Source organism: Streptomyces sp. NBC_00250, assembly GCF_036192275.1.
In the GTDB taxonomy this organism is placed as follows: Bacteria; Actinomycetota; Actinomycetes; order Streptomycetales; family Streptomycetaceae; genus Streptomyces.
Genome location: NZ_CP108088.1, coordinates 2,762,437 through 2,782,668 on the forward strand (window position 1 = coordinate 2,762,437; position 20,232 = coordinate 2,782,668).

Below are 20,232 nucleotides of genomic sequence, written 5' to 3' on the forward strand. Positions count from 1 at the left end.
GGGTGCCGCCCCTATCGTGGGCCCATGGCGACGCTTCCTCCGGCACACCGGCCGCCCGGACCGCGCGGGCACGGGCGCGAGATCCACACGCTCGACGAGTTCGACGAGGCACTCGCCCGGCCCGGTTCAATCGCCGGGCACCGCGTGCAGTCGGTCGACCTCACCGACCGGACCTTCGCCCTGCTCACCGCGGTCAGCGCCGACGCCGTCTTCCTCGGCTGCGCCATGCAGCCGGAGGCCGCCGCCAAGGTCCGTGCCGACGGGGCGCTCGTCTTCCCGCCCGTGCCCGACCTGCCCTTCGACCCGTACCGGGCGACGCTCTACTCCCCCGAGGAACTGTTCGACGGGATCGCCGACACGGGGTACGAGGGGACGCCGGACGCGCTGACGTACGAGTGGTTCGGCCGGACACGGGCCGACGGCGACATCTTCGCCTCGATGCTCCGCTCGCTCCACGACGACGCCGTCTCCGACGCGCTCGACGAACACCTCGACGGCGCCCGGGTCGTCGGCGTGATGGGCGGCCACGCGACGGGCCGGGGCACCGAGGCGTACGCGGGAGCCGCCAGGCTCGGCAGATCGCTGGCGCGGGCCGGTCTCACCGTGGCGACCGGCGGCGGCCCGGGGGCGATGGAGGCCGCGAACCTCGGCGCGTACACGGCGCCGCTGCCCGACGAAGCCCTCACCGAGGCGCTCGCCCTGCTCGCCGAAGTCCCGTCGTTCGAACCGTCGGTGACGGACTGGGCCCGCGCGGCCTTCACCGTACGGGCCCGTCTGCCGCACGGCGGCGACTCGGTCGGCATCCCCACCTGGTTCTACGGCCACGAACCGCCGAACGCCTTCGCGGGCCACATCGGCAAGTACTTCGCCAACGCCACGAGGGAGGACGGCCTCCTCTCCCGCTCCACGGCGGGCGTCGTCTTCCTGCCGGGCGCGGCGGGCACCGTCCAGGAGATCTTCGACAACGCGACCCCGAACTACTACGCCTCCCGGGGCACCCCGACCCCGATGGTCCTGGTGGACCGCGCCCACTGGACGCGACGCCTCCCGGCCTGGCCCCTCCTGGAAAGCCTGTCGGCGGGCCGCCCGATGGCGAACCGCATCGCCCTCGTCGACTCGATCGACGACGCCCCGGAAGCGCTGGAACGACTGGCGAAGGAGTAGCACCGGCGGTTCTCCCTCCTCCCCCGCGCGGCGGAGCGGGACGCGACCACGGACCGACGTCCGGCGGGCCCCTCCCCCGGGAGGCTCGGACCATGACGCCGAAGACACTCCCCGCCGACCGGCCGACCTGGGCCGACCGACCCTCCTGGGCGACTCACGCCGCCCTCCTCTGGTCGCTGCTGTACGCCACGGGCGCGGCCCTCGCCGCCCTCACCGGGCCCGCGTTCGGCTACGCGCTCCTCGCCAAGGGGACGGGGACGGCCGCCGAGGCGGCCGCGGCGGCGCTGTACGGGACCACCGCCGTCCTCGCGTACACGCTGCTCCGCCGCCCCGGCACGAGGTGGCTGTCCACCGCGGCGTGGGCGGTCGTCCCGCTCTGTCTGACCTCGGGCTTCGGAGCCCTTCTCAGCCCGGTCCACCTGCTGTTCTTCCTGTCCCGCAACCAGCCGCCGATCGACTGGGCGGCCCTGGCCAACCAGAGTCTCGCCGTCCTCGGTGCGGTCCTGTGGGGGTACGCGGCCCTCGCCCACCGCCGCAGGGCGCGCGGCACCTGCCTCCACTGCGGCGGACGCGCCCCCGTCCCGGCGGCCCACGAGAGCGGCACCCGCGCCGGCCTGGTCGCCGTCGCCGCCCTCTTCCCCTACGCCGCCCTGAAGACGGCCTGGGCGTTCGGCATCACTCCCGGTTTCACCGGCACCGGCCGCCCCGGCGCCGACCCGACGTACACCAGCGACCTGGGCCTGTGGCTGTACGACCACGGGGTCGACGTCACCGCGGTCCTCGCCGTCCTCGGCATGCTCCTCGCGCTCGCCCTGACCCGCCCCTGGGGGCGGCGGCTGCCCCGGCTGCCGCTGCTCGCGCTCGGCTGGGCCGGGGCGGGCGCGCTCGCCCCGTTCGGGGCCTTCCTGGCCGTCACCGGCGTACTGGCCTGGACGGGGGCGATCAGCCTGGGCCTCGCAGACCACGCCCCCTGGGTGTTCGTCGTCGCCTACGGCGGCTTCTCCTGCTACGGCCTCGCCCTGGGCCGCGCGACGCTCCTCCACCAGCGATCGGCCTTCAAGACCTGCGACCGCTGCTAGAGACGCCCCGGGTCACTTCCGCCAGAAGAGGTGGTGCGTCACACCACCGCGCGGACTGGGCACGACGTCGCGGTGGAAGCGGTCGAGCAGCTCGTCGGGCGACTCCCAGAGCCGGACCCCGGCGCCGAGCTTCACCGGCGCGACCGCGACGTGCAGGGTGTCGACGAGGTCGGCGTCGAGGAACTCACGGATGACGGTGGCCCCGCCGCCGAGCCGGACGTCCTTGCCGTCCGCCTCCTCCTTCGCCCGCGCCAGCACGGTCGCCGGATCGCCGTCGACGAAGTGGAACGTCGTGTCGGAGAGCGTGAACGAGGGACGCGGGTGGTGGGTCAGCACGAAGACCGGCGTGTGGAACGGCGGCTCGTCGCCCCACCAGCCCTGCCATGCGTAGTCCTCCCAGGGCCCGCGCTGGGGCCCGAACTTGTTGCGGCCCATGATCTCGGCACCGATGTTGTGGGAGAAGTCCCGCGTGAGGTAGTCGTCGAGGCCGCGGCTGCCCCCGGGGTCGGTGCGGTTGGGCCAGCTCGCCGTGGCACCCGCCCAGGAGAACATCTCCCCGGGATCCGCGTGCCCGAAGGGATGCTCCAGGCTCTGGCCCTCACCGGTACCGAAACCGTCGGACGAGACCATGAAGTTCTGGACTTTGAGCAGCTGGCCCATGGCTTTCCTCCTGTGCGTTCGCCGAAAGGCGCCGGGACGACGACGCCGGAACAACACCAAGGAGACTCCCCCGAAGGGGAAAACTCATCGCACCCACCACGACGTGTCGCTACGGAGACCCGTCGCCGAGCACCACCACGTCCTCCGCCCGGAACTCCACCCCCACCTCGGCGTCCTCCCCCGGCACCTCCCGCAGCGGAAGCTCCGCGTCCAGCGGCGGTCCGTCCGCCGGGCGGAGCCGTACGGCCACATGGCTGCCCCGGAAGGTCCGGGACTCGACCGTCCACACCGGCCCTTCCTCCACGGGTACCAGCCGTACCCCGCCGGGCCGGACGAGGAGCCGACGCTCGCCCTGCGGCGAGCCCTCCGGCACCGGGACCTTCCCCCACACGGTGTCCGCGACCGGTCCGGTCACCAGCGCCGCCACCACGTTGTCGAAGCCCAGGAACCGGGCCACGAACTCGGAGGCCGGCCGCGACCACACGTCGACGGGGGCACCCGACTGGGCGATGCGGCCGTCCCGCATGACCACGACCCGGTCGGCGAGCGCGAACGCCTCGCCCTGGTCGTGGGTCACGGCGAGGACCGTCGTCCCCAGCCTCCCGAAGAGCTGCCGCAGCTCCACGACGAGCCGCTCCCGCAGCCCCCGGTCGAGCTGGCCGAGTGGTTCGTCGAGCATGAGCAGCCGGGGCCGGGGCGCCAGGGCCCGGGCCAGCGCCACCCGCTGCTGTTCGCCGCCCGAGAGCGCGGCGACGGACCGCCGCTCGGCGCCGGGCAGACCGACGAGGTCGAGCAGCTCCCTCACCCGCCCGGCCTGCTCGGCCCTCCCGGCCCCGCGCATCCGCAGCCCGAAGGCGACATTGCCGCCGACGTCCCGCTGCGGGAACAGCTGATGGTCCTGGAACATCAGGCCGACGCCCCGCCGGTGCACCGGCACCCCGCGCTGGTCGGCGCCCCCGAGCAGCACCCGCCCGCCGTCCAGGGCCTGGAGCCCGGCGACGGCACGCAGCAGCGTGGACTTGCCGCTGCCGCTGGGCCCGAGCACACACACGATCTCGTGGTCGGCGACGTCGAGGTCCACGGCGTCGAGGACGGCCCGCTCCCCGAACCGTACGGTCGCCCCGTCGAGTCTCAGCATCAGAACTCCCCCGAGGTGCGTTCGGTCCGGAGCCGTTCGAGCAGCAGCAGGGACACCGCGCACACCACCATGAGGATCGTCGAGAGGGCCATCGCCTGGCCGTAGTTGAGTTCCCCGGGCCGGCCGAGGAGCCGGGCCACCGCCACGGTCAGCGTCGGACTGTCGGGCCGGGCGATGAAGACCGTCGCACCGAACTCGCCGAGCGACACGGCGAACGCGAACCCGGCGGCGATCAGCAGCGCCCGCCGCACCAGCGGCAGATCCACCTCCCGCCAGGCCCGCCACGGCGAGGCACCGAGCACGGCCGCCGCCTCCCGCAGCCGCTCGTCCACCGCCCGCAGCACCGGCAGCATCGTCCGTACGACGAAGGGCACACCGACCAGCGCCTGCGCGAGGGGGACGAGGATCCAGCTGGCCCGCAGGTCGAACGGCGGCTCGTCGAGCGTGATGAGGAACCCGAAGCCGACGGTCACCGCCGACACCCCGAGCGGCAGCATGAGCAGCGCGTCGAAACCCCGCACGAGCCGCCCGGCACGCCGGGTCAGCGCCGCCGCCGCGAGTCCCCCGATGACCAGGGCGATCAGGGTGGCGACGACGGCGTACCGGAGCGAGTTCCCGATCGTGTCGAGCAGCGGCACGAGGAAGGTGCCGGAGGGGTCCGGGGTCTGCAGCGCCCGGTAGTAGTCGAGCCCGTAACCGTGGGACGTGGCGAACGACCGCTCGACGAGCACCCCGAGCGGCAGCACGATCAGCAGGGCGACCGACAGCAGGACACCCGCGAACAGCGCCCACTGGCCGAGGCCCCGTGGCCTGCGCGCGGTCTGCTCGGGCGCGACCAGCTTCAGCGCGGTCTCCCGCCGGCGCACGATCCGGGCGTGCACGGCGAGAACGGCGCCGACCGCGAAGAACTGCACCATCGTGAGGACGGCCGCCGTCGTCAGATCGAAACGGACCACGGTCTGCCGGTAGATCTCCGTCTCCAGAGTGGAGTACGTGGACCCGCCGAGGATCTGGACGACGGCGAACGAACTCGCGGTGAAGAGGAACACCATCAGCGCGGCCGCCGCGACGGACGGGGCGAGCGCCGGAAGCGTCACGGTCCGCCACGCCCTCCAGCGGGACGCGCCGAGGACCCGGGCGGCCTCCTCCTGGCGCGGGTCGAGCTGCGCCCACAGGCCCCCGACGGTCCGTACGACGACCGCGTAGTTGAAGAACACATGGGCGATCAGGATCGCCCAGACCGTGCCGTCGAGCCGCAGGCCCCACAGCTCGTCGAGCAGCCCGCCACGCCCGACCAGGGCGAGGAACGCCGTACCGACCATGACGGTCGGCATCACGAAGGGCACGGTGACGACGGCCCGCAGCAGCCCCTTGCCGCGGAAGTCGAAGCGCGCGAAGACGTACGCCCCGGGCAGGGCGATCAGCAGGGTCAGCCCGGTGGAGGCGAGTGCCTGCCAGCAGGTGAACCACAGGACGTCGAGGATCTCCGGCCGGCTCAGCGTCTCGCCGAACCGGCCGAACTGCCACGCCCCGTCGACCCGCAGCCCGCGCTCGACGATCGAGACGACGGGCCAGGCGAAGAAGAGCGCGAAGAAGACGACGGGCACGACCATCAGGCCGAGCCGCGCCGCGCTTCCCTTGCGGTCGGGGACTACTTCAGAACGAGCGACGACCACTGCTGGATCCACGGGTCACGCTTCTCGGCGATCTTCTCGGGCGCCATGGTCTCCGGCTTCTCGACGACCACACCGTGCCGGGTGAAGAGCTCGGGCAGGGCCGCGTCCTTCGCCACCGGGTTGACGAACATCTGGAGCGGCATGTCCTCCTGGAACCTCTTCGAGATCAGGAAGTCGATCAGCGCCTTGCCGCCCTCGGGGTTCTTCGCCCCGTTCAGCAGACCCGCGAACTCCGTCTGCCGGAAGCAGGTGCCGGTGGACACCCCGGTGGGCGCCACCTTCGGCTGCGGCTCGCCGTAGAGCACCTCGACCGGCGGGCTGGAGGCGTACGACACGACGAGCGGCCGGTCGCCCTTGGCCTGCTTGCCGCCGGCCGAGCCGGAGAACTCCTGGTTGTAGGCGAGCTCCCAGCTGTCGACGGTCTTCACACCGTTCGCCTTCAGCTTCGACCAGTAGCCCTGCCAGCCGTCGTCGCCGAACTTCGCGGCCGTACCGAGCAGGAAGCCGAGACCCGGGGAGGACCGCTCGGGATTCTCGACGACGAGCAGGTTCTTGTACGCGGGCTTCGCCAGGTCGTCGAAGGTCACCGGCGGCGCCAGCTTCTTGTCGGCGAAGTACTTCTTGTCGTAGTTGACGCAGATGTCACCGGAGTCGATCGGCGTGACCCGCTCCTCCTTGTCGAGCTGGTACTCGGCCGGAACCCGGTCCAGGCCCTTCGCCGCGTACGGCACGAAGATCCCGTTGTCGAGGGCGCGGGACAGCAGCGTGTTGTCGACGCCGAAGAAGACATCGCCCTGCGGGGACCCCTTGGTCAGGATCTCCTTGTTGACGGCCTCGCCGGCGTCGCCGCTCTTCAGCACCTTCACGGTGAAGCCGGTCTGCTTGGTGAACTCGGCCAGCACCTCCTTGGAGGCGTTGAACGAGTCGTGACTCACGAGGGTCACGGTCTTCGGCACGGGCGCGCCGGACTTGCCCGCGGCGTCCCGGACGTCCTCCGTGCCGCAGGCGGCAAGGGTGGTGACGCCCAGCGCCGCGACGAGCGCGGCGGCAGCGGCCTTCTTGATGCTCACCGGATTGGTGCTCACTGAGATTCCTCCTGGGTATGACCAGGAAGAGACGCGGCCCTGCCCACGACCGGCGAACCGGACGCGGGCAGGGCGCAACAGCTTGAGTTAACGACCGAACTTCCTACCCAGAATGACCTGGGCAAGGTTCAGAGGGTCTGCGGTCCTACGGTGACCGCACTCTCAGCGCTGTGGCGCTCCCCTGTCGGAATATGGAGATGTGTTCGAGCTCAGACTACAAGGTCAGCGCTCGGCGGCGGCCAGCTGTCCACAGGCACCGTCGATCTCCTGACCTCGGGTGTCCCGCACGGTCACCGGCACGCCGTGGCGCGCGATGGCCTCGACGAAGGCCTTCTCGTCCTCCGGACGCGACGCCGTCCACTTCGAACCCGGCGTCGGGTTCAGCGGGATCAGGTTGACGTGGACCCGACGTCCCTTGAGCAGCCGGCCCAGCAGGTCACCGCGCCACGCCTGGTCGTTGATGTCCCGGATCAGCGCGTACTCGATGGAGATCCGGCGCCCGGACTTCTCGGCGTACTCCCAAGCGGCGTCGAGGACCTCACGCACCTTCCAGCGCGTGTTGACCGGCACCAGGGTGTCCCGCAGCTCGTCGTCCGGGGCGTGCAGCGAGACCGCGAGACGGCACTTGAAGCCCTCGTCGGCGAACCGCAGCATCGCGGGCACGAGCCCGACGGTGGACACGGTGATCCCGCGCTGGGACAGCCCCAGCCCGTCAGGCTCGGGGTCGGTCAGCCGACGGATCGAGCCGACGACCCGCTTGTAGTTAGCGAGCGGCTCCCCCATGCCCATGAACACGATGTTGGAGAGCCGCGCCGGCCCCCCGGGCACCTCCCCGTCCCGCAGCGAGCGCATGCCGTCCACGATCTGGTGCACGATCTCGGCGGTCGACAGGTTCCGGTCGAGCCCGGCCTGCCCCGTCGCGCAGAACGGGCAGTTCATCCCGCAGCCGGCCTGCGAGGAGATGCACATCGTCACCCGGTCCGGGTAGCGCATGAGCACCGACTCGACGAGCGTGCCGTCGTGCAGCCGCCACAGGGTCTTACGGGTGGTGTCGTCGTCGCACGAGATGTGCCGCACCACGGACATCAGATCGGGCAGCAGCTCCCCGGCCAGCTTCTCCCGCGAGGCGGCCGGAATGTCCGTCCACTCGGCGGGATCGTGCGCGTACCGCGCGAAGTAGTGGGTGGACAGCTGCTTGGCGCGGAAGGGCTTCTCGCCGATCGCGGCGACGGCCTCCTTCCGCTCGGCGGGCGTGAGGTCGGCCAGGTGCCGCGGCGGCTTCTTGGCTCCGCGGGGGGCGACGAAAGTGAGTTCTCCGGGCTTGGGCATGGTGCTACCAGTGTCGCAGACGCGCGCGCGTGGCCCGGTTCACCGGCTCACGCGCGCACGTGGCCCGGTTCACCGGCTCAGGGGGCGGGGGCCCGGGGCTGTGTCCGGGGGATGTGGTGGGTGAAGAAGAGTGCCACGACGGACGCGCCGGCCAGGATCGCGAGGGCCGCCCTCAGGCCGTCGAGCCGGGCGGCCTCGTTCGCGTCCAGGGCCGCCGTGGCCACCTCCTCGTCGGTTCCCGCCTCGTCGAGGGCGGCCGTCAGCTGGGCGTCGGAGAGGAACGGGACACCGCTCTGCAGTTCGACGACGGCCTGGCTCTTGACCTCGGCCGGGATCTCCTCGTTCTGCTCCACGGCGCCGAGGAACGACGACGTGAGCGCGGCGATCATCAGCGAACCCGCGAGCGCCGTGCCCATGGAGGAGCCGAGGTTGGTGACGGCGTTCTGGATCCCTCCGACCTCCGCACTCTCCCGGTCCGGGACCGCGGACACCGTGACCGATCCGAGCTGGGACGCCAGCGCCCCCATCCCGAGTCCGATCAGCAGCAGCGGGACGGTGACGATCTCCGCTCCGGCCTCCGCGTCCAGCGCGGCCATCAGGACGACCGCACCGGCGAGCAGCGCCACCACCCCGAGCCGCACCACCCGCCGCGGCGAGACGTCGGGGAGGAGGCGCGGGATCAGGACCGCGGCGGCCAGCAGCGTCAGCGAGAGCGGCAGGATCCGCGCGCCGGTCTGCAGCGCGGACAGGCCCAGGGCCACGGACAGGTAGAGCGGGACGACGAAGAAGACGCCCATCTGTACGAGGTACTGGAAGAAGAACATCGTCAGACCGCCGGTGAGCTGCTTGTTCTGCAGCATCGCCGGGTGGATGAGCGGCTCCTTGCCGCGCTTGACGAGCCGGGCCTCCCAGTGGAGGAACAGATACAGCAGGAGCAGGCCCGCCATCATCAGCCATACGGTCAGCGACACCCCGAGCCATGCGGGCGCGTCGGGCTTCGGCTGGACCCAGCCCCATTCGTCCGAGCGGAGCACGCCGTAGACGAAGACCCCGAGCCCGGCGGCGGACAGGAAGGCGCCCAGGAGATCGATGCGCGTGCGTTGCTCGTCGACGGTGTCGGCGATGCGGCGGGCGAACACCAGGATGACGAGCACCACCAGGACCTCGCCGGCGAAGACCCAGCGCCAGGAGAAGTAGGTCGTGGCGACACCGCCGATGAGCGGCCCGAGCCCGATCGCCACGGCGCCCGCCGCCGCCACGATGCCGTACGCCGCGGCGCGGCCCTCGGTGGGGAAGTTGCCGGCCACCAGCGCCACGATCGACGGCAGGATGAGCGCGGCCCCGATGCCTTCGAGGAACGACCAGCCGAACAGCAGCACGGGGAGGTTCGGCGCGAGCGCCGTGGTCAGCGAGCCGCAGCCGTAGATCACGCAGCCGATCATGAACGCGCGCCTGCGGCCGATCAGCACCCCGACCTTGCCCCCGGGGATCATGAACATCGCCATCACCAGCGTGTAGGCGGTGATCGCGCCCTGGATCCCGGTCACCGTGGTGCCCACGTCGTCGGCCACGGTCGCGATCGCGACGTTCATGACGGAGCTGTCGAGGGCCATCAGGAACTGGCCCGCCGCGAGCGTCAGCAGGACGGCACGTGCCCCTGCGGGTGCGCCGCCGGCGCCTGCCTTGGATGCCATGACCGAATTCTGCCCATATATGCGCCTTTCGGCTCGGCGACCACGCTCACACGCGTCAGGGCCCGCCACCCCGGAGGGTGACGGGCCCTGACGACACGAGCGTACGGATCAGGCCGAACCGACGAAGATCACGAACAGCAGCCACACGACCGGCGCGGTCGGCAGCAGAGAGTCCAGCCGGTCCATGATCCCGCCATGCCCCGGAAGCAGCGTGCCCATGTCCTTGATGCCCAGGTCCCGCTTGATCATCGACTCGCCGAGGTCGCCGAGCGTCGCACTCGCCGCCACCGCGAGACCCAGCAGCAGACCCTGCCACCAGGTGCCGCCGTCGATCATGAACTCCATGCACAGCGCACCCGCCGCCATCGCGAAGGCCACCGCACCGAACAGACCCTCACGGGTCTTCCCGGGGCTGATCCTCGGCGCCAGCTTGTGCTTGCCGAAGCGCCAGCCGATCGCGTACGCACCCGTGTCGCTGACCACCGTCAGCACCAGGAACGTCAGCACCCGCTGCGGACCGTCCTCGGCCGTGAGCATCATGGCCACGAACGTCGCCAGGAACGGCACGTAGAACGCCGCGAACACACCCGCCGTGACGTCCTTCAGATAGCCCTCGGGAGGCTCCGTCATCCGCCACACGAGCACGGCGAGCGCCGTCAGCGCCATCGCCACCCAGGCACCCTCGGCACCCCGGACGTAACCGGCGACGACCATCGCCGCGCCGCCGACCGCGAGCGGAACCAGCGGAGCCTTGATCGCCTTGCGCTCCTGGAGGCGCGAGGTCAGCTCCCAGAGCCCGACCACCACGGCGACCGTAATCACCCCGACGAACGCGGGCTTCCAGATGAACAGCGAGGCGATGATGACGGCGCCGAGACCGACCCCGACCCCTATGGCCGCGCCCAGGTCACGCCCCGCGCTCTTCTTCTGCCGGGGCGCCGTCGGCGCGGGCGGCGGAGGCGGGGTGGGGCTGGGCATGGGCTCCTGCGGGTGCTCGTGCGGCGTCTCGTCACGGAACAGGGGGCCGCTCGGGTGAGCGGCCCCCCGACCGTGACCGTCCTGGAATCCGCCGGCGGGAACGTCGGGCACGATGGGCATGGGCCGAGTCTGCGCCGCCTGATGCCGATCGTATGCGGGACCCGCCGGGGCGGGACCCTGGTCGGGTCCCCCACGGCCGGAACCGGCCGGGGCACCCCAGGAAGAGTCGTTCATCAGACCTCGAGCAGCTCGGCTTCCTTGTGCTTGAGCAGCTCGTCCACCTGCGAGACGTACTTCGCGGTGGTGTCGTCGAGCTCCTTCTCGGCGCGGCGGCCCTCGTCCTCGCCGACCTCGCCGTCCTTCACGAGCTTGTCGATGGTCTCCTTGGCCTTGCGGCGGACCGAGCGGATCGAGATCTTCGAGTCCTCGGCCTTGCTCTTGGCGACCTTGATGTACTCGCGGCGGCGCTCCTCCGTCAGCTCGGGGAACACCACCCGGATGATGTTGCCGTCGTTGCTCGGGTTGACGCCGAGGTCCGAGTCACGGATGGCCTGCTCGATGTTGCGCAGCGCGCTCTTGTCGAACGGGGTCACCACGGCCATCCGAGGCTCCGGCACGGAGAAGGACGCCAGCTGGTTGATGGGGGTGATGGCACCGTAGTAGTCCGCCACGATCTTGTTGAACATCGCCGGGTGCGCACGGCCGGTGCGGATCGCGGCGAAGTCCTCCTTGGCGACCACGACGGCCTTCTCCATCTTCTCCTCGGCCTCGAGGAGGGTCTCTTCGATCACCACATGCTCCTGCGTGTCGTCGCGTTGTGTCCTGCACGGTGTACGACCGGCAGGGCTCTGTCCATCCCCTTGCGGGGCGGTTCCCCGGTTCGGGTCAGGCCCGGGTGCCCTGGTCGCTCACGAGCGTGCCGATCTTCTCACCCTTCACCGCACGAGCGATATTGCCCTCGGTGAGGAGTTCGAAGACGAGGATCGGGAGGTTGTTGTCCCGGCACAGGGTGATGGCGGTGGCGTCGGCGACCTTGAGGTCGCGGGAGAGCACCTCGCTGTACTCCAGTGCGTCGAACTTGACCGCGTCGGGGTTGGCCTTCGGGTCGGAGTCGTAGACGCCGTCCACGCCGTTCTTCCCCATCAGCAGGGCCTCGGCATCGATCTCCAGGGCACGCTGGGCGGCGGTGGTGTCCGTGGAGAAGTACGGCATGCCCATGCCCGCACCGAAGATGACCACACGGCCCTTCTCCAGGTGGCGCACGGCGCGCAGCGGAATGTACGGCTCGGCGACCTGGCCCATGGTGATGGCGGTCTGGACGCGGGAGTCGATGCCTTCCTTCTCCAGGAAGTCCTGGAGGGCGAGGCAGTTCATCACGGTGCCGAGCATGCCCATGTAGTCGGAGCGGGCCCGGTCCATGCCGCGCTGCTGGAGCTCGGCGCCACGGAAGAAGTTGCCGCCGCCGATCACCACCGCGATCTCCGCGCCGTCGCGGACGACGGCTGCGATTTCACGCGCGATGGCGTGCACGACATTGGGGTCGACGCCCAGGCCCGTACCGCCGGAGAAGGCTTCTCCGGACAGCTTCAGCATGTAGCGGCCGGCCTTGCTGCCGTTGTTGTCGTCGCCCTGTACGGCGCCCTGGTTCATGGAGATCTCCTCGTGCACATACGAAGGAGGCCATTGCCTTGGGTCCTCGCGGTTTCCCGTATGGCAATGGCCTCCTCGTCAGATCTGCGGTCGTCCTGCGCGTACGCGGACGACTGCCTCAGACCCTATCGGGGTCCGGTGTCCGTCGCGTTCGCGTACGGACTCAGATGCCGACCTTGATGCGGGTGAAGCGCTTCAGGGTGACACCGGCCTCGTCCAGGATCTGCTGGACGGACTTCTTGTTGTCAAGGGCGTACGGCTGACCGAGCAGCGTCGCGTCCTTGAAGAAGCCGTTCACGCGACCCTCGACGATCTTCGGGAGCGCGGCCTCGGGCTTGCCCTCGGCGCGGGTGGTCTCCTCGGCGACGCGACGCTCGGTCTCGACGACCTCGGCCGGAACGTCCTCACGGGTGAGGTACTTCGGCGCGAAGGCGGCGATGTGCTGGGCGACACCCTTGGCGACGGCGGCGTCGGCCTTGTCGAACTCGACGAGGACACCGATCTGCGGCGGGAGGTCCGGCATCGTGCGGTGCATGTACGCGTAGACGAAGCCGTCCGTGTACTGCGCGAAGCGGTCGAGGACGATCTTCTCGCCGAGGTTGGCGTTGGCCTCGTCGACGAACGCCTGCACGGTCTTGCCGGCCTCGATCTCGGAGGCAAGCAGCGCCTCCAGGTCGGCCGGGGAGGTGGCGGCGACGTGGGCGGCGAGCTGGTCGGCGACGGCCTGGAACTTGTCACCCTTGGCGACGAAGTCCGTCTCGCACTTCAGCTCGACGAGGACACCGGAGGTGTTGTCGTCGGCGATGAGGGAGACCACGGCGCCGTTCTCGGCGGAGCGGCCCTCACGCTTGGCGACACCCTTCTGGCCCTTGATGCGCAGGGCCTCAACGGCCTTGTCGACGTCGCCGTCGGCCTCGTCCAGGGCCTTCTTGCAGTCCATCATGCCGGCGCCGGTGAGCTCGCGGAGCTTCTTGACGTCAGCGGCGGTGTAGTTCGCCATGAGTCTGTTTCTCTCTCGAAGTCTGAAAGATCGGGCGGGTCCACGGGTGGACGGCGGGGGCTTCGTGGGCCCCCGCCGTCGTCACCCGAAGGTCCTGAAGGGTCAGGCCTGCTCGGCGTCCGCGGCCGGAGCCTCGGCAACCTCGGCAGCGGCCTCGGCCGGGGCGTCGGCGGCCTCGGCGTCGGCGACCTTCTCGGTCTCGGCAGAGGTCTGGACCTCGGCGTCGTCGGCCTTCTTCTCGCCCTCGAGCAGGTCGCGCTCCCACTCGGCGAGGGGCTCGCCGGCGGCCTTCTCGCCCGGCTTCGAGTCGCCGGTCGCGGCGCCGGAGCGGGCGATGAGGCCCTCGGCGACGGCGTCGGCGATCACGCGGGTGAGCAGGGTGACGGAGCGGATCGCGTCGTCGTTGCCCGGGATCTTGTAGTCGACCTCGTCGGGGTCACAGTTGGTGTCGAGGATCGCGACGACCGGGATCTTCAGCTTGCGAGCCTCGCCGACGGCGATGTGCTCCTTCTTGGTGTCCACGATCCAGACGGCGCTGGGAACCTTGGACATCTCGCGGATACCGCCGAGGGTCTTCTCCAGCTTGGCCTTCTCGCGCGAGAGCACGAGAAGCTCCTTCTTGGTGAGACCCGAGGCCGCGACGTCCTCGAAGTCGATCTGCTCGAGCTCCTTGAGGCGCTGCAGACGCTTGTAGACGGTCGAGAAGTTGGTGAGCATGCCACCGAGCCAACGCTGGTTGACGTACGGCATGCCGACACGCGTCGCCTGCTCGGCGATGGCCTCCTGGGCCTGCTTCTTCGTACCGACGAACATGATGGAGCCGCCGTGCGCGACGGTCTCCTTGACGAACTCGTAGGCGCGGTCGATGTACGACAGCGACTGGAGCAGGTCGATGATGTAGATGCCGTTGCGCTCGGTGAAGATGAAGCGCTTCATCTTCGGGTTCCAGCGACGGGTCTGGTGACCGAAGTGGACGCCGCTCTCCAGCAGCTCCCGCATCGTGACGACGGCCATGGCCATCTCCTTGGGTTTCTCGGTTGTGTTCCTGACGCCCCGAACGCGCCATGCCCGCGAGGGACCGAAAGGCGCTGCCACGACCGGTGAGGGCAGTGGCGGGGCGTGCGAAGTCGACCCGGTGACCCGGGTCGCCATAGGAAGTGTACGGGACCCCGGGAGCAGCGGGTGACGGCGCTGTCCACAACCCGCGAGTAGTCCACAGAAACCGTCCGCACCCCCCGCGAACCGGACTGCCCGGGAAACCTTGCCCCATGCACGTCACACACGTCACCACATTGGTCCTGGCCCTCGGCCTGCTGTGGCCGGTGGGCCCGCCGCCCCCGGAGATCCTCCGCGGCTGGCAGCCCCCACCCGGCCCGTACGCCGCCGGCCACCGCGGCGTCGACCTCGCCGCCCCACCGGGCACCCAGGTCCTGGCCCCCACCGACGGGACGGTCACCTTCGCGGGCCCCGTCGGCGGCCGCGGGGCCCTCACCCTCACCCTCCCGGCTACGGGCACTCCCCCACTCCGCACCACCTTCACCCCGGTGACCCCCCTGGTGACAACCGGCACCCGGGTCCGCGCAGGCACCCCGATCGCCCGGGTCACCCCCGGCACCCACTGCCCGAGGAGCTGCCTCCACTGGGGCCTCCTCAGAGGCGACCAGTACCTGAACCCCCTGCTCCTGACGAAACGCGCCCCGTCACGCCTGCTGCCGGTCGAAGGCTGACGGGACGGGGGGCGCACGGGAGCACGGCCGAGCGGAGGGGTGTGCGTGACGGGCGGGGGCGGGGTGGGTGGGGAGGGGGAGGGGGGAGGCCCCTCCCCTCGGCGATCAGGTCGGAGTGCCGTTGACGCCGTGGAGGGCCATCGTGACCGCCGCCTCCGCGATGTCCGCCGGGTTCTCGGCCGCGCCGAGTTCGATGCGGCGGACGGCGGCGTCGACGACGCCCTGGAGGAGCATGGCGCCGAGGCGGGGCTGGGGCTGGCCGAGGGCGGCGAGGGCTTCGACGATCATGGCGACGAGGCCGCCGTGGGCCGCGCGGATCTTCTCGCGGGCGCCGTCGTCGAGCTCGCTCGCCGAGATGGCGACGACCGCGCGGTGCCGGCGGTCGCCGACCAGCTCCAGCTGCTTGCGGACGTAGGCCTCGACCTTGCCCTGGGGGGTGTCCGCGCTGTCCATGGCGAACTCGACCTCGGCTGCCCAGACGGGGAAGTCGACGGCGCACAGCTCCTCGACGACGGCCGCGCGCGATCGGAAGTACTCGTACACCGAGGAGCGGGCGAGGCCCGTGCGCTCGGCGAGTGCGGGGAAGGTCAGCGCCTCCGTACCGCCCTCGGACAGCAGGGAACGCGCGGCGTCCAGGAGGGCGCCGCGCTGCATCGTCCGGTGCTCGGCCACCGAGGCCGCTCGAATCCTGGGCACGGCTCCACTGTACGACCGGCTCGCGCGGGTTCAGCGTCCGACGTCGGCCAGCTTGGCCCGGAGCTGGAGGACGGACTTGGTGTGGATCTGGCTGACGCGGCTCTCGGTGACGCCGAGGACGTGGCCGATCTCGGCGAGGGTGAGGCCCTCGTAGTAGTAGAGGGTGACGACGGTCTTCTCGCGCTCGGGGAGCGTGTTGATGGCGCGGGCGAGCAGTCGCCGCAGCTCGCGGTCCTCGGCGACCTCGACAGGGTTGTCGGCGGCGGTGTCCTCGAGGGTGTCCATCAGGGAGAGCCGGTCGCCGCCCTCGCCGCCGACGTGCAGCAGCTCTTCGAGGGCGACGACGTTCGCCAGGGACAACTGGCTGAAAACCGCGTGTAGTTCCTCCAGCGTGATCTCCATCTCCGTGGCGACCTCGGTCTCGGAGGGGGTGCGCCGGAGCTGGGCTTCGAGGGTGGCGTACGCGCGCTCGACGTTGCGTGCCTTCTGGCGGACGGAGCGCGGGATCCAGTCGAGGGCGCGGAGTTCGTCGATCATGGCGCCGCGGATGCGGGTGATGGCGTACGTCTCGAATTTGATGGCGCGCTCGACGTCGAACTTCTCGATGGCGTCGATGAGGCCGAAGACGCCGGAGGAGACGAAGTCGGCCTGTTCCACGTTGGACGGCAGCCCGACGCTGACTCGTCCGGCGACGTATTTGACGAGCGGTGAGTAGTGCAGGATCAGCTGTTCGCGCAGCCGCTCGTCGCCCGTGTCCTTGTACGACCGCCACAGTTCGTCGAGGGAGGTCGGTGCGGGTGGTCGCACGGTGCCCCGGGCTGCTGGGGGCACCGCAGCGCGGTCAGACCCGGAGGTGTGCTGGGGCATGCGTTGCCTTGAGCCGTTCTGCTGTCGGGTGTGTCGATGAAGGTGTCCTGGACGGAATTCTGGTGAGCGTAGCGTGAGTGCGCGGTCGCGGTGCGCGAACATCGGTGGATCGCGCCGGTCCGGGTGGACACCGTCGGCCACATCTTCGAACCCGGGCCGTGGCGCGCGTCGGCCCCTCGGGTGCGGCCGAGAGAACTCGATTGTTCATCGCCTTCACCCTTTCACCCGAATGCTCCAGGTCAAGTACCGCCTCGCCGCGCGTTCGACGTCGGCGTTGTCCTGTTCGTCAACTGCCAGCCTTCTCCGTGTCGTTCGACGAAGCCGAGGGAGTGGAGTTCGTACAGCTTGACGAGGGTGTCGTCGGGGGTGGTTCCGGCGCGACGGGCGATGACGGTGGTGGGGGTGGGGCCTCGGGCGGGGATCGCTTCGAGGATGTGTGCCGTGGCGGGGGCGAGGAGGTCGCGAGGAAGTACGGGGCCTCGGCGCGCCGGGGCGAGCTGACCCATGTCGCCGATGAGTTCGATGATCTCGTCGGCGTCGGTGACGAGGGTGGCGTCGCCCCGGAGGAGTTCGTGGACGCCGGCGGAGAGTGCGCTGGTGACGGGGCCGGGGACGCCCATGGTGTGGCGGCCGAGTCGGGCGGCCGCGCGGACGGTGACGAGGGAGCCGCTGCGGTGCTGGGCTTCGATGACGACGGTGCCTCGGGTGAGGGCGGCGATGACGCGGTTGCGGAGGATGAAGCGGCTGGGGGTGGGGTGGGTGTCGGGTGGCAGTTCCCCGACGACGAGGCCTTGTTGGGCGATGCGTCGGATGAGTTGGTCGTGGCCTCGGGGGTAGGGGGTGTCGACGCCGCAGGCGAGGACGGCGACGGTGGCTCCGCCTGCGGCGAGTGCGCCGCGGTGGGCGGCGCCGTCGATGCCGTAGGCGGCTCCGGAGACGACGACCCAGCCGTGGCGGGCGAGACCGGTGGCGAGGTCGGCGGCGGTGTGGGCGCCGTAGGGGGTGCAGGCGCGGGCGCCGACGAGTGCGACGGAGCGGAGGGCCCAGGTGCGCAGGTCCGCGGGGCCTCTGACCCAGAGGCCGAGGGGGCGGGCGTCCGCGAGGTCGTCGAGTTGTCGGGGCCATTCGGTGTCGCCGGGGATGAGGAAGCGGCCGCCTAGTTCGTGGATGGTGGCGAGGTCGCGGGTGGGGTCGGCGGTGGTGGCGCGGAGTCGCCAGGAGGCGACGCGTTTCTGGCCGGTGCCGGGGAAGGGGTCGTCTGCGGCGGTGGATCGGGCGTCGCCGAGGAGTCGGTCGAGGAAGCCGGTGGCTCCGTAGCGGTGGAGCCAGCGGCCTGCGTGTTCGTCGCCGGGTTCGACGGCGCGGCTGAGTGTGGCGCGTGCGAGTCGTTCGTCCGTGGAGGTGGAGGTGGAGGTGGAGGTGGGGGTGGTCATGCGCGGTCTCCCGCTCCGACGGGTACTCCGCGGGCGATGCCGGTGCGCAGTTCGAGGGCGAGGGCGATGTCCTCGCTGTCGGGGCGGTCGTGTCCGGCGAGGTCGGCGACGGTCCAGGCGACGCGGAGTACGCGGTCGAGGCCGCGGGCGGTGAGGAGTCCGCGTTCGATGTCGCGTTCGGCGGTGGCGAGGGCTCCGGGGGCGGCGAGGTAGCGGGTACGGAGTTCGTGGCCGGGGATTTCGCTGTTGACGTTCCAGGGGGTGTCGGTGAGGCGTGCGGCGGTGCGGGCGCGCGCCTCGCGGACGCGTTCGGCGACGGCCGCGGTGGTTTCGCCGCGGTCTCCGTGGCCGAGGAGGTCGGCGCGGGTGACGGGTTCGACTTCGACGCGGAGGTCGACGCGGTCGAGGAGGGGTCCGGAGAGGCGTGCCTGGTAGCGGCGGACGAGTGCGGCCGGGCATTCGCAGCCGGCGCCGTGCAGGGTGTGCCGTCCGCAGGGGCAGGGGTTGGCGGCGAGGGCGAGGAGGAAGCGGGCGGGGAGGCGTACGACTCCGGCGGCGCGGGCGATGACGACGTGTCCGGATTCGAGGGGTTGGCGGAGGGCGTCGAGGGCTTTCCCTGAGAATTCGGGTGCTTCGTCGAGGAAGAGGATGCCGCGGTGTGCGAGGGAGACGGCGCCGGGCCTGGGGAGGCCGTTTCCGCCTCCGACGAGGGACTGCATGGTGGCGGAGTGGTGGGGCGCGCAGTAGGGGGCGCGGCGGACGAGGGGTTCGCCGGGCGGGAGGATGCCGGCGACGGAGTGGACGGCGGTGACTTCGAGGGATTCCTGTCGGGTGAGGGGCGGGAGGATGCCGGGGAGGCGTTCGGCCAGCATGGTTTTTCCTGCGCCGGGTGGGCCGGAGAGCAGGAGGTGGTGGCTGCCCGCTGCGGCGATTTCGAGGGCGCGGCGGGCGCGGTGCTGGCCGGCGACGTCGGCGAGGTCGGGGCCTTCGGTGGGGTCGGTGGGGTCGGGGCTGAGTCCGGTGCCGATGCCGGCGCCGGGGATGAGGAGTCCGGCGAGCATGGCGTCGGGTCGGCCGGCTTCGGTGGGTTCTTCTTCGGGGACGGGTTCGTCGGTGAGGACGGCGATGAGTTGGCGGAGGCTGCGGACGCCGAGGACGGAGACTCCGGGGACGAGGGCGGCTTCGCCTGCGGTCTGTTCGGGGACGACGACCTGGCGGTATCCGGCGTCGGCGGCGGCGAGGACGGCGGGGAGGATGCCGCGGACGGGGCGGACGCGTCCGTCGAGGCCGAGTTCGCCGATGAGGACGAGGTCGGCGATGGCGCGGGGGTCGATGCGTTCGGCGGCGCCGAGTACGGCCGCGGCGACGGCGAGGTCGAATCCGGATCCGCCTTTGGGTACGGATGCGGGGCTGAGTCCGACGGTGAGTTTTTTCTGGGGCCATTCGGCGCCGGAGTTGACGACGGCGGCGCGGACGCGGTCGCGGCTCTCGGTGAGGCTCTTGTCGGGGAGGCCTACGAGGGTGAAGGCGGCGACGCCGGGTTCGAGGTCGGCTTGGACCTCGACGACGACGCCTTCGACTCCGACGAGGGCGACGGAGCAGGTGCGGGCGAATCCCATCTCAGGCCACCCCTTGGGCGTGGGTGATGACGGGGGCGCCCTTGCGGGGCAGGACGATGCCGATGAGGTCGATGCGGACGCCGTCGAGGGGGGCGGGGGTGTCGTTGCGGTCGAGCCAGCAGGCGGCGAGGCGGCGGAGTCGGTCGGCCTTGCGGGGTGTGATGGCGGCCATCGGGTGTTCGTACGCGCCGTGGCGTCGGGTCTTGACCTCGCAGATGACGAGGGTGTCGCCGTGGCGGGCGACGATGTCGATCTCGCCGGTGCGGCCGCAGCGCCAGTTGCGGGCGAGGATGTGCATGCCGGTCGCGGTGAGCAGGCGGGTGGCGAGCTCTTCTCCGTACCGTCCGAGTGCTTGGGTCTTGTTCATGCGGTACCACCTCCGTCACCGACTGTGACGGACCGGGGTGGATCGCGTGTGGCGCTGTGGACGGCCGGGG

General features: G+C 71.1%; 19 protein-coding genes. 3 read left to right on the forward strand and 16 right to left on the reverse strand.

The features are described from left to right. Positions 1-24: 24 nt before the first annotated feature. The gene (locus tag OG259_RS12215; protein WP_328942306.1) at positions 25-1,164 is read left to right on the forward strand and encodes an LOG family protein; all 1,140 of its coding nucleotides are present in this window, start codon (positions 25-27) and stop codon (positions 1,162-1,164) included. A 92-nt stretch (positions 1,165-1,256) separates the two neighbouring features. Beyond that, on the forward strand, positions 1,257-2,243 hold the full coding sequence (locus tag OG259_RS12220) for a hypothetical protein (protein ID WP_328942307.1): 987 nt from the start codon (positions 1,257-1,259) through the stop codon (positions 2,241-2,243). A 12-nt stretch (positions 2,244-2,255) separates the two neighbouring features. On the opposite strand, the gene OG259_RS12225 is transcribed toward OG259_RS12220, so the two are convergent. The 11 genes from OG259_RS12225 to rpsB all read right to left on the reverse strand — a co-directional run bounded on the left by OG259_RS12225 (position 2,256) and on the right by rpsB (position 14,467). Beyond that, entirely contained in the window at positions 2,256-2,903 is a 648-nt protein-coding gene (locus tag OG259_RS12225) for a dihydrofolate reductase family protein (RefSeq protein WP_328942308.1), read from the reverse strand. A 109-nt stretch (positions 2,904-3,012) separates the two neighbouring features. Continuing rightward, on the reverse strand, positions 3,013-4,041 hold the full coding sequence (locus OG259_RS12230; protein WP_328942309.1) for an ABC transporter ATP-binding protein: 1,029 nt from the start codon (positions 4,039-4,041) through the stop codon (positions 3,013-3,015). Further along, positions 4,041-5,654 (reverse strand): ABC transporter permease, encoded by a 1,614-nt coding sequence (locus OG259_RS12235; RefSeq protein ID WP_328947065.1) that lies wholly within the window; start codon positions 5,652-5,654, stop codon positions 4,041-4,043. Before OG259_RS12235 ends, OG259_RS12230 begins: the two co-directional genes overlap by 1 nt. A gap of 38 nt (positions 5,655-5,692) precedes the next feature. Beyond that, on the reverse strand, positions 5,693-6,787 hold the full coding sequence (locus tag OG259_RS12240; RefSeq protein WP_328947066.1) for a thiamine ABC transporter substrate-binding protein: 1,095 nt from the start codon (positions 6,785-6,787) through the stop codon (positions 5,693-5,695). Positions 6,788-7,024: 237 nt separating this feature from the next. Then, positions 7,025-8,131, reverse strand: coding sequence for a 23S rRNA (adenine(2503)-C(2))-methyltransferase RlmN (gene rlmN, locus OG259_RS12245; RefSeq protein ID WP_030322331.1), 1,107 nt, complete (start codon positions 8,129-8,131; stop codon positions 7,025-7,027). A 77-nt stretch (positions 8,132-8,208) separates the two neighbouring features. Then, positions 8,209-9,825 (reverse strand): MFS transporter, encoded by a 1,617-nt coding sequence (locus tag OG259_RS12250; RefSeq protein ID WP_328942310.1) that lies wholly within the window; start codon positions 9,823-9,825, stop codon positions 8,209-8,211. Positions 9,826-9,933: 108 nt separating this feature from the next. Beyond that, positions 9,934-11,037 carry a phosphatidate cytidylyltransferase gene (locus tag OG259_RS12255; protein WP_328942311.1) on the reverse strand — a complete coding sequence of 368 codons (1,104 nt, stop codon included), beginning with the start codon at positions 11,035-11,037 and terminating at the stop codon, positions 9,934-9,936. Beyond that, positions 11,037-11,594, reverse strand: coding sequence for a ribosome recycling factor (gene frr, locus OG259_RS12260; RefSeq protein WP_055598433.1), 558 nt, complete (start codon positions 11,592-11,594; stop codon positions 11,037-11,039). The genes OG259_RS12255 and frr overlap by 1 nt, the downstream gene beginning before the upstream one ends. A gap of 94 nt (positions 11,595-11,688) precedes the next feature. Next, positions 11,689-12,453 carry a UMP kinase gene (gene pyrH / locus OG259_RS12265; protein WP_328942312.1) on the reverse strand — a complete coding sequence of 255 codons (765 nt, stop codon included), beginning with the start codon at positions 12,451-12,453 and terminating at the stop codon, positions 11,689-11,691. Positions 12,454-12,616: 163 nt separating this feature from the next. Continuing rightward, positions 12,617-13,453, reverse strand: coding sequence for a translation elongation factor Ts (gene tsf, locus OG259_RS12270; RefSeq protein WP_266897188.1), 837 nt, complete (start codon positions 13,451-13,453; stop codon positions 12,617-12,619). Between the two features lie 102 nt (positions 13,454-13,555). Further along, positions 13,556-14,467, reverse strand: coding sequence for a 30S ribosomal protein S2 (rpsB, locus tag OG259_RS12275; RefSeq protein ID WP_328942313.1), 912 nt, complete (start codon positions 14,465-14,467; stop codon positions 13,556-13,558). A gap of 254 nt (positions 14,468-14,721) precedes the next feature. On the opposite strand from rpsB, the gene OG259_RS12280 reads away from it, so the two are divergent. Then, complete coding sequence (locus tag OG259_RS12280; RefSeq protein ID WP_328942314.1) at positions 14,722-15,180, forward strand: murein hydrolase activator EnvC family protein; 459 nt, start codon at positions 14,722-14,724, stop codon at positions 15,178-15,180. A 105-nt stretch (positions 15,181-15,285) separates the two neighbouring features. On the opposite strand, the gene OG259_RS12285 is transcribed toward OG259_RS12280, so the two are convergent. From OG259_RS12285 to OG259_RS12305, 5 genes are all read right to left on the reverse strand, one after another. Beyond that, on the reverse strand, positions 15,286-15,834 hold the full coding sequence (locus OG259_RS12285; protein WP_328947067.1) for a TetR/AcrR family transcriptional regulator: 549 nt from the start codon (positions 15,832-15,834) through the stop codon (positions 15,286-15,288). Between the two features lie 72 nt (positions 15,835-15,906). Further along, positions 15,907-16,743, reverse strand: coding sequence for an RNA polymerase sigma factor WhiG (gene whiG / locus OG259_RS12290; protein WP_266897182.1), 837 nt, complete (start codon positions 16,741-16,743; stop codon positions 15,907-15,909). 239 nt (positions 16,744-16,982) lie between these two features. Beyond that, positions 16,983-18,176: a DNA-processing protein DprA gene (gene dprA, locus OG259_RS12295; protein ID WP_328942315.1), complete on the reverse strand. Its 1,194-nt coding sequence runs from the start codon at positions 18,174-18,176 to the stop codon at positions 16,983-16,985. Beyond that, positions 18,173-19,795, reverse strand: coding sequence for a YifB family Mg chelatase-like AAA ATPase (locus OG259_RS12300; RefSeq protein WP_328942316.1), 1,623 nt, complete (start codon positions 19,793-19,795; stop codon positions 18,173-18,175). The genes dprA and OG259_RS12300 overlap by 4 nt, the downstream gene beginning before the upstream one ends. 1 nt (position 19,796) lies before the next feature. After that, positions 19,797-20,162, reverse strand: a complete 366-nt coding sequence (locus OG259_RS12305) for a YraN family protein (protein WP_328942317.1) — start codon at positions 20,160-20,162, stop codon at positions 19,797-19,799. Positions 20,163-20,232 lie beyond the last annotated feature (70 nt).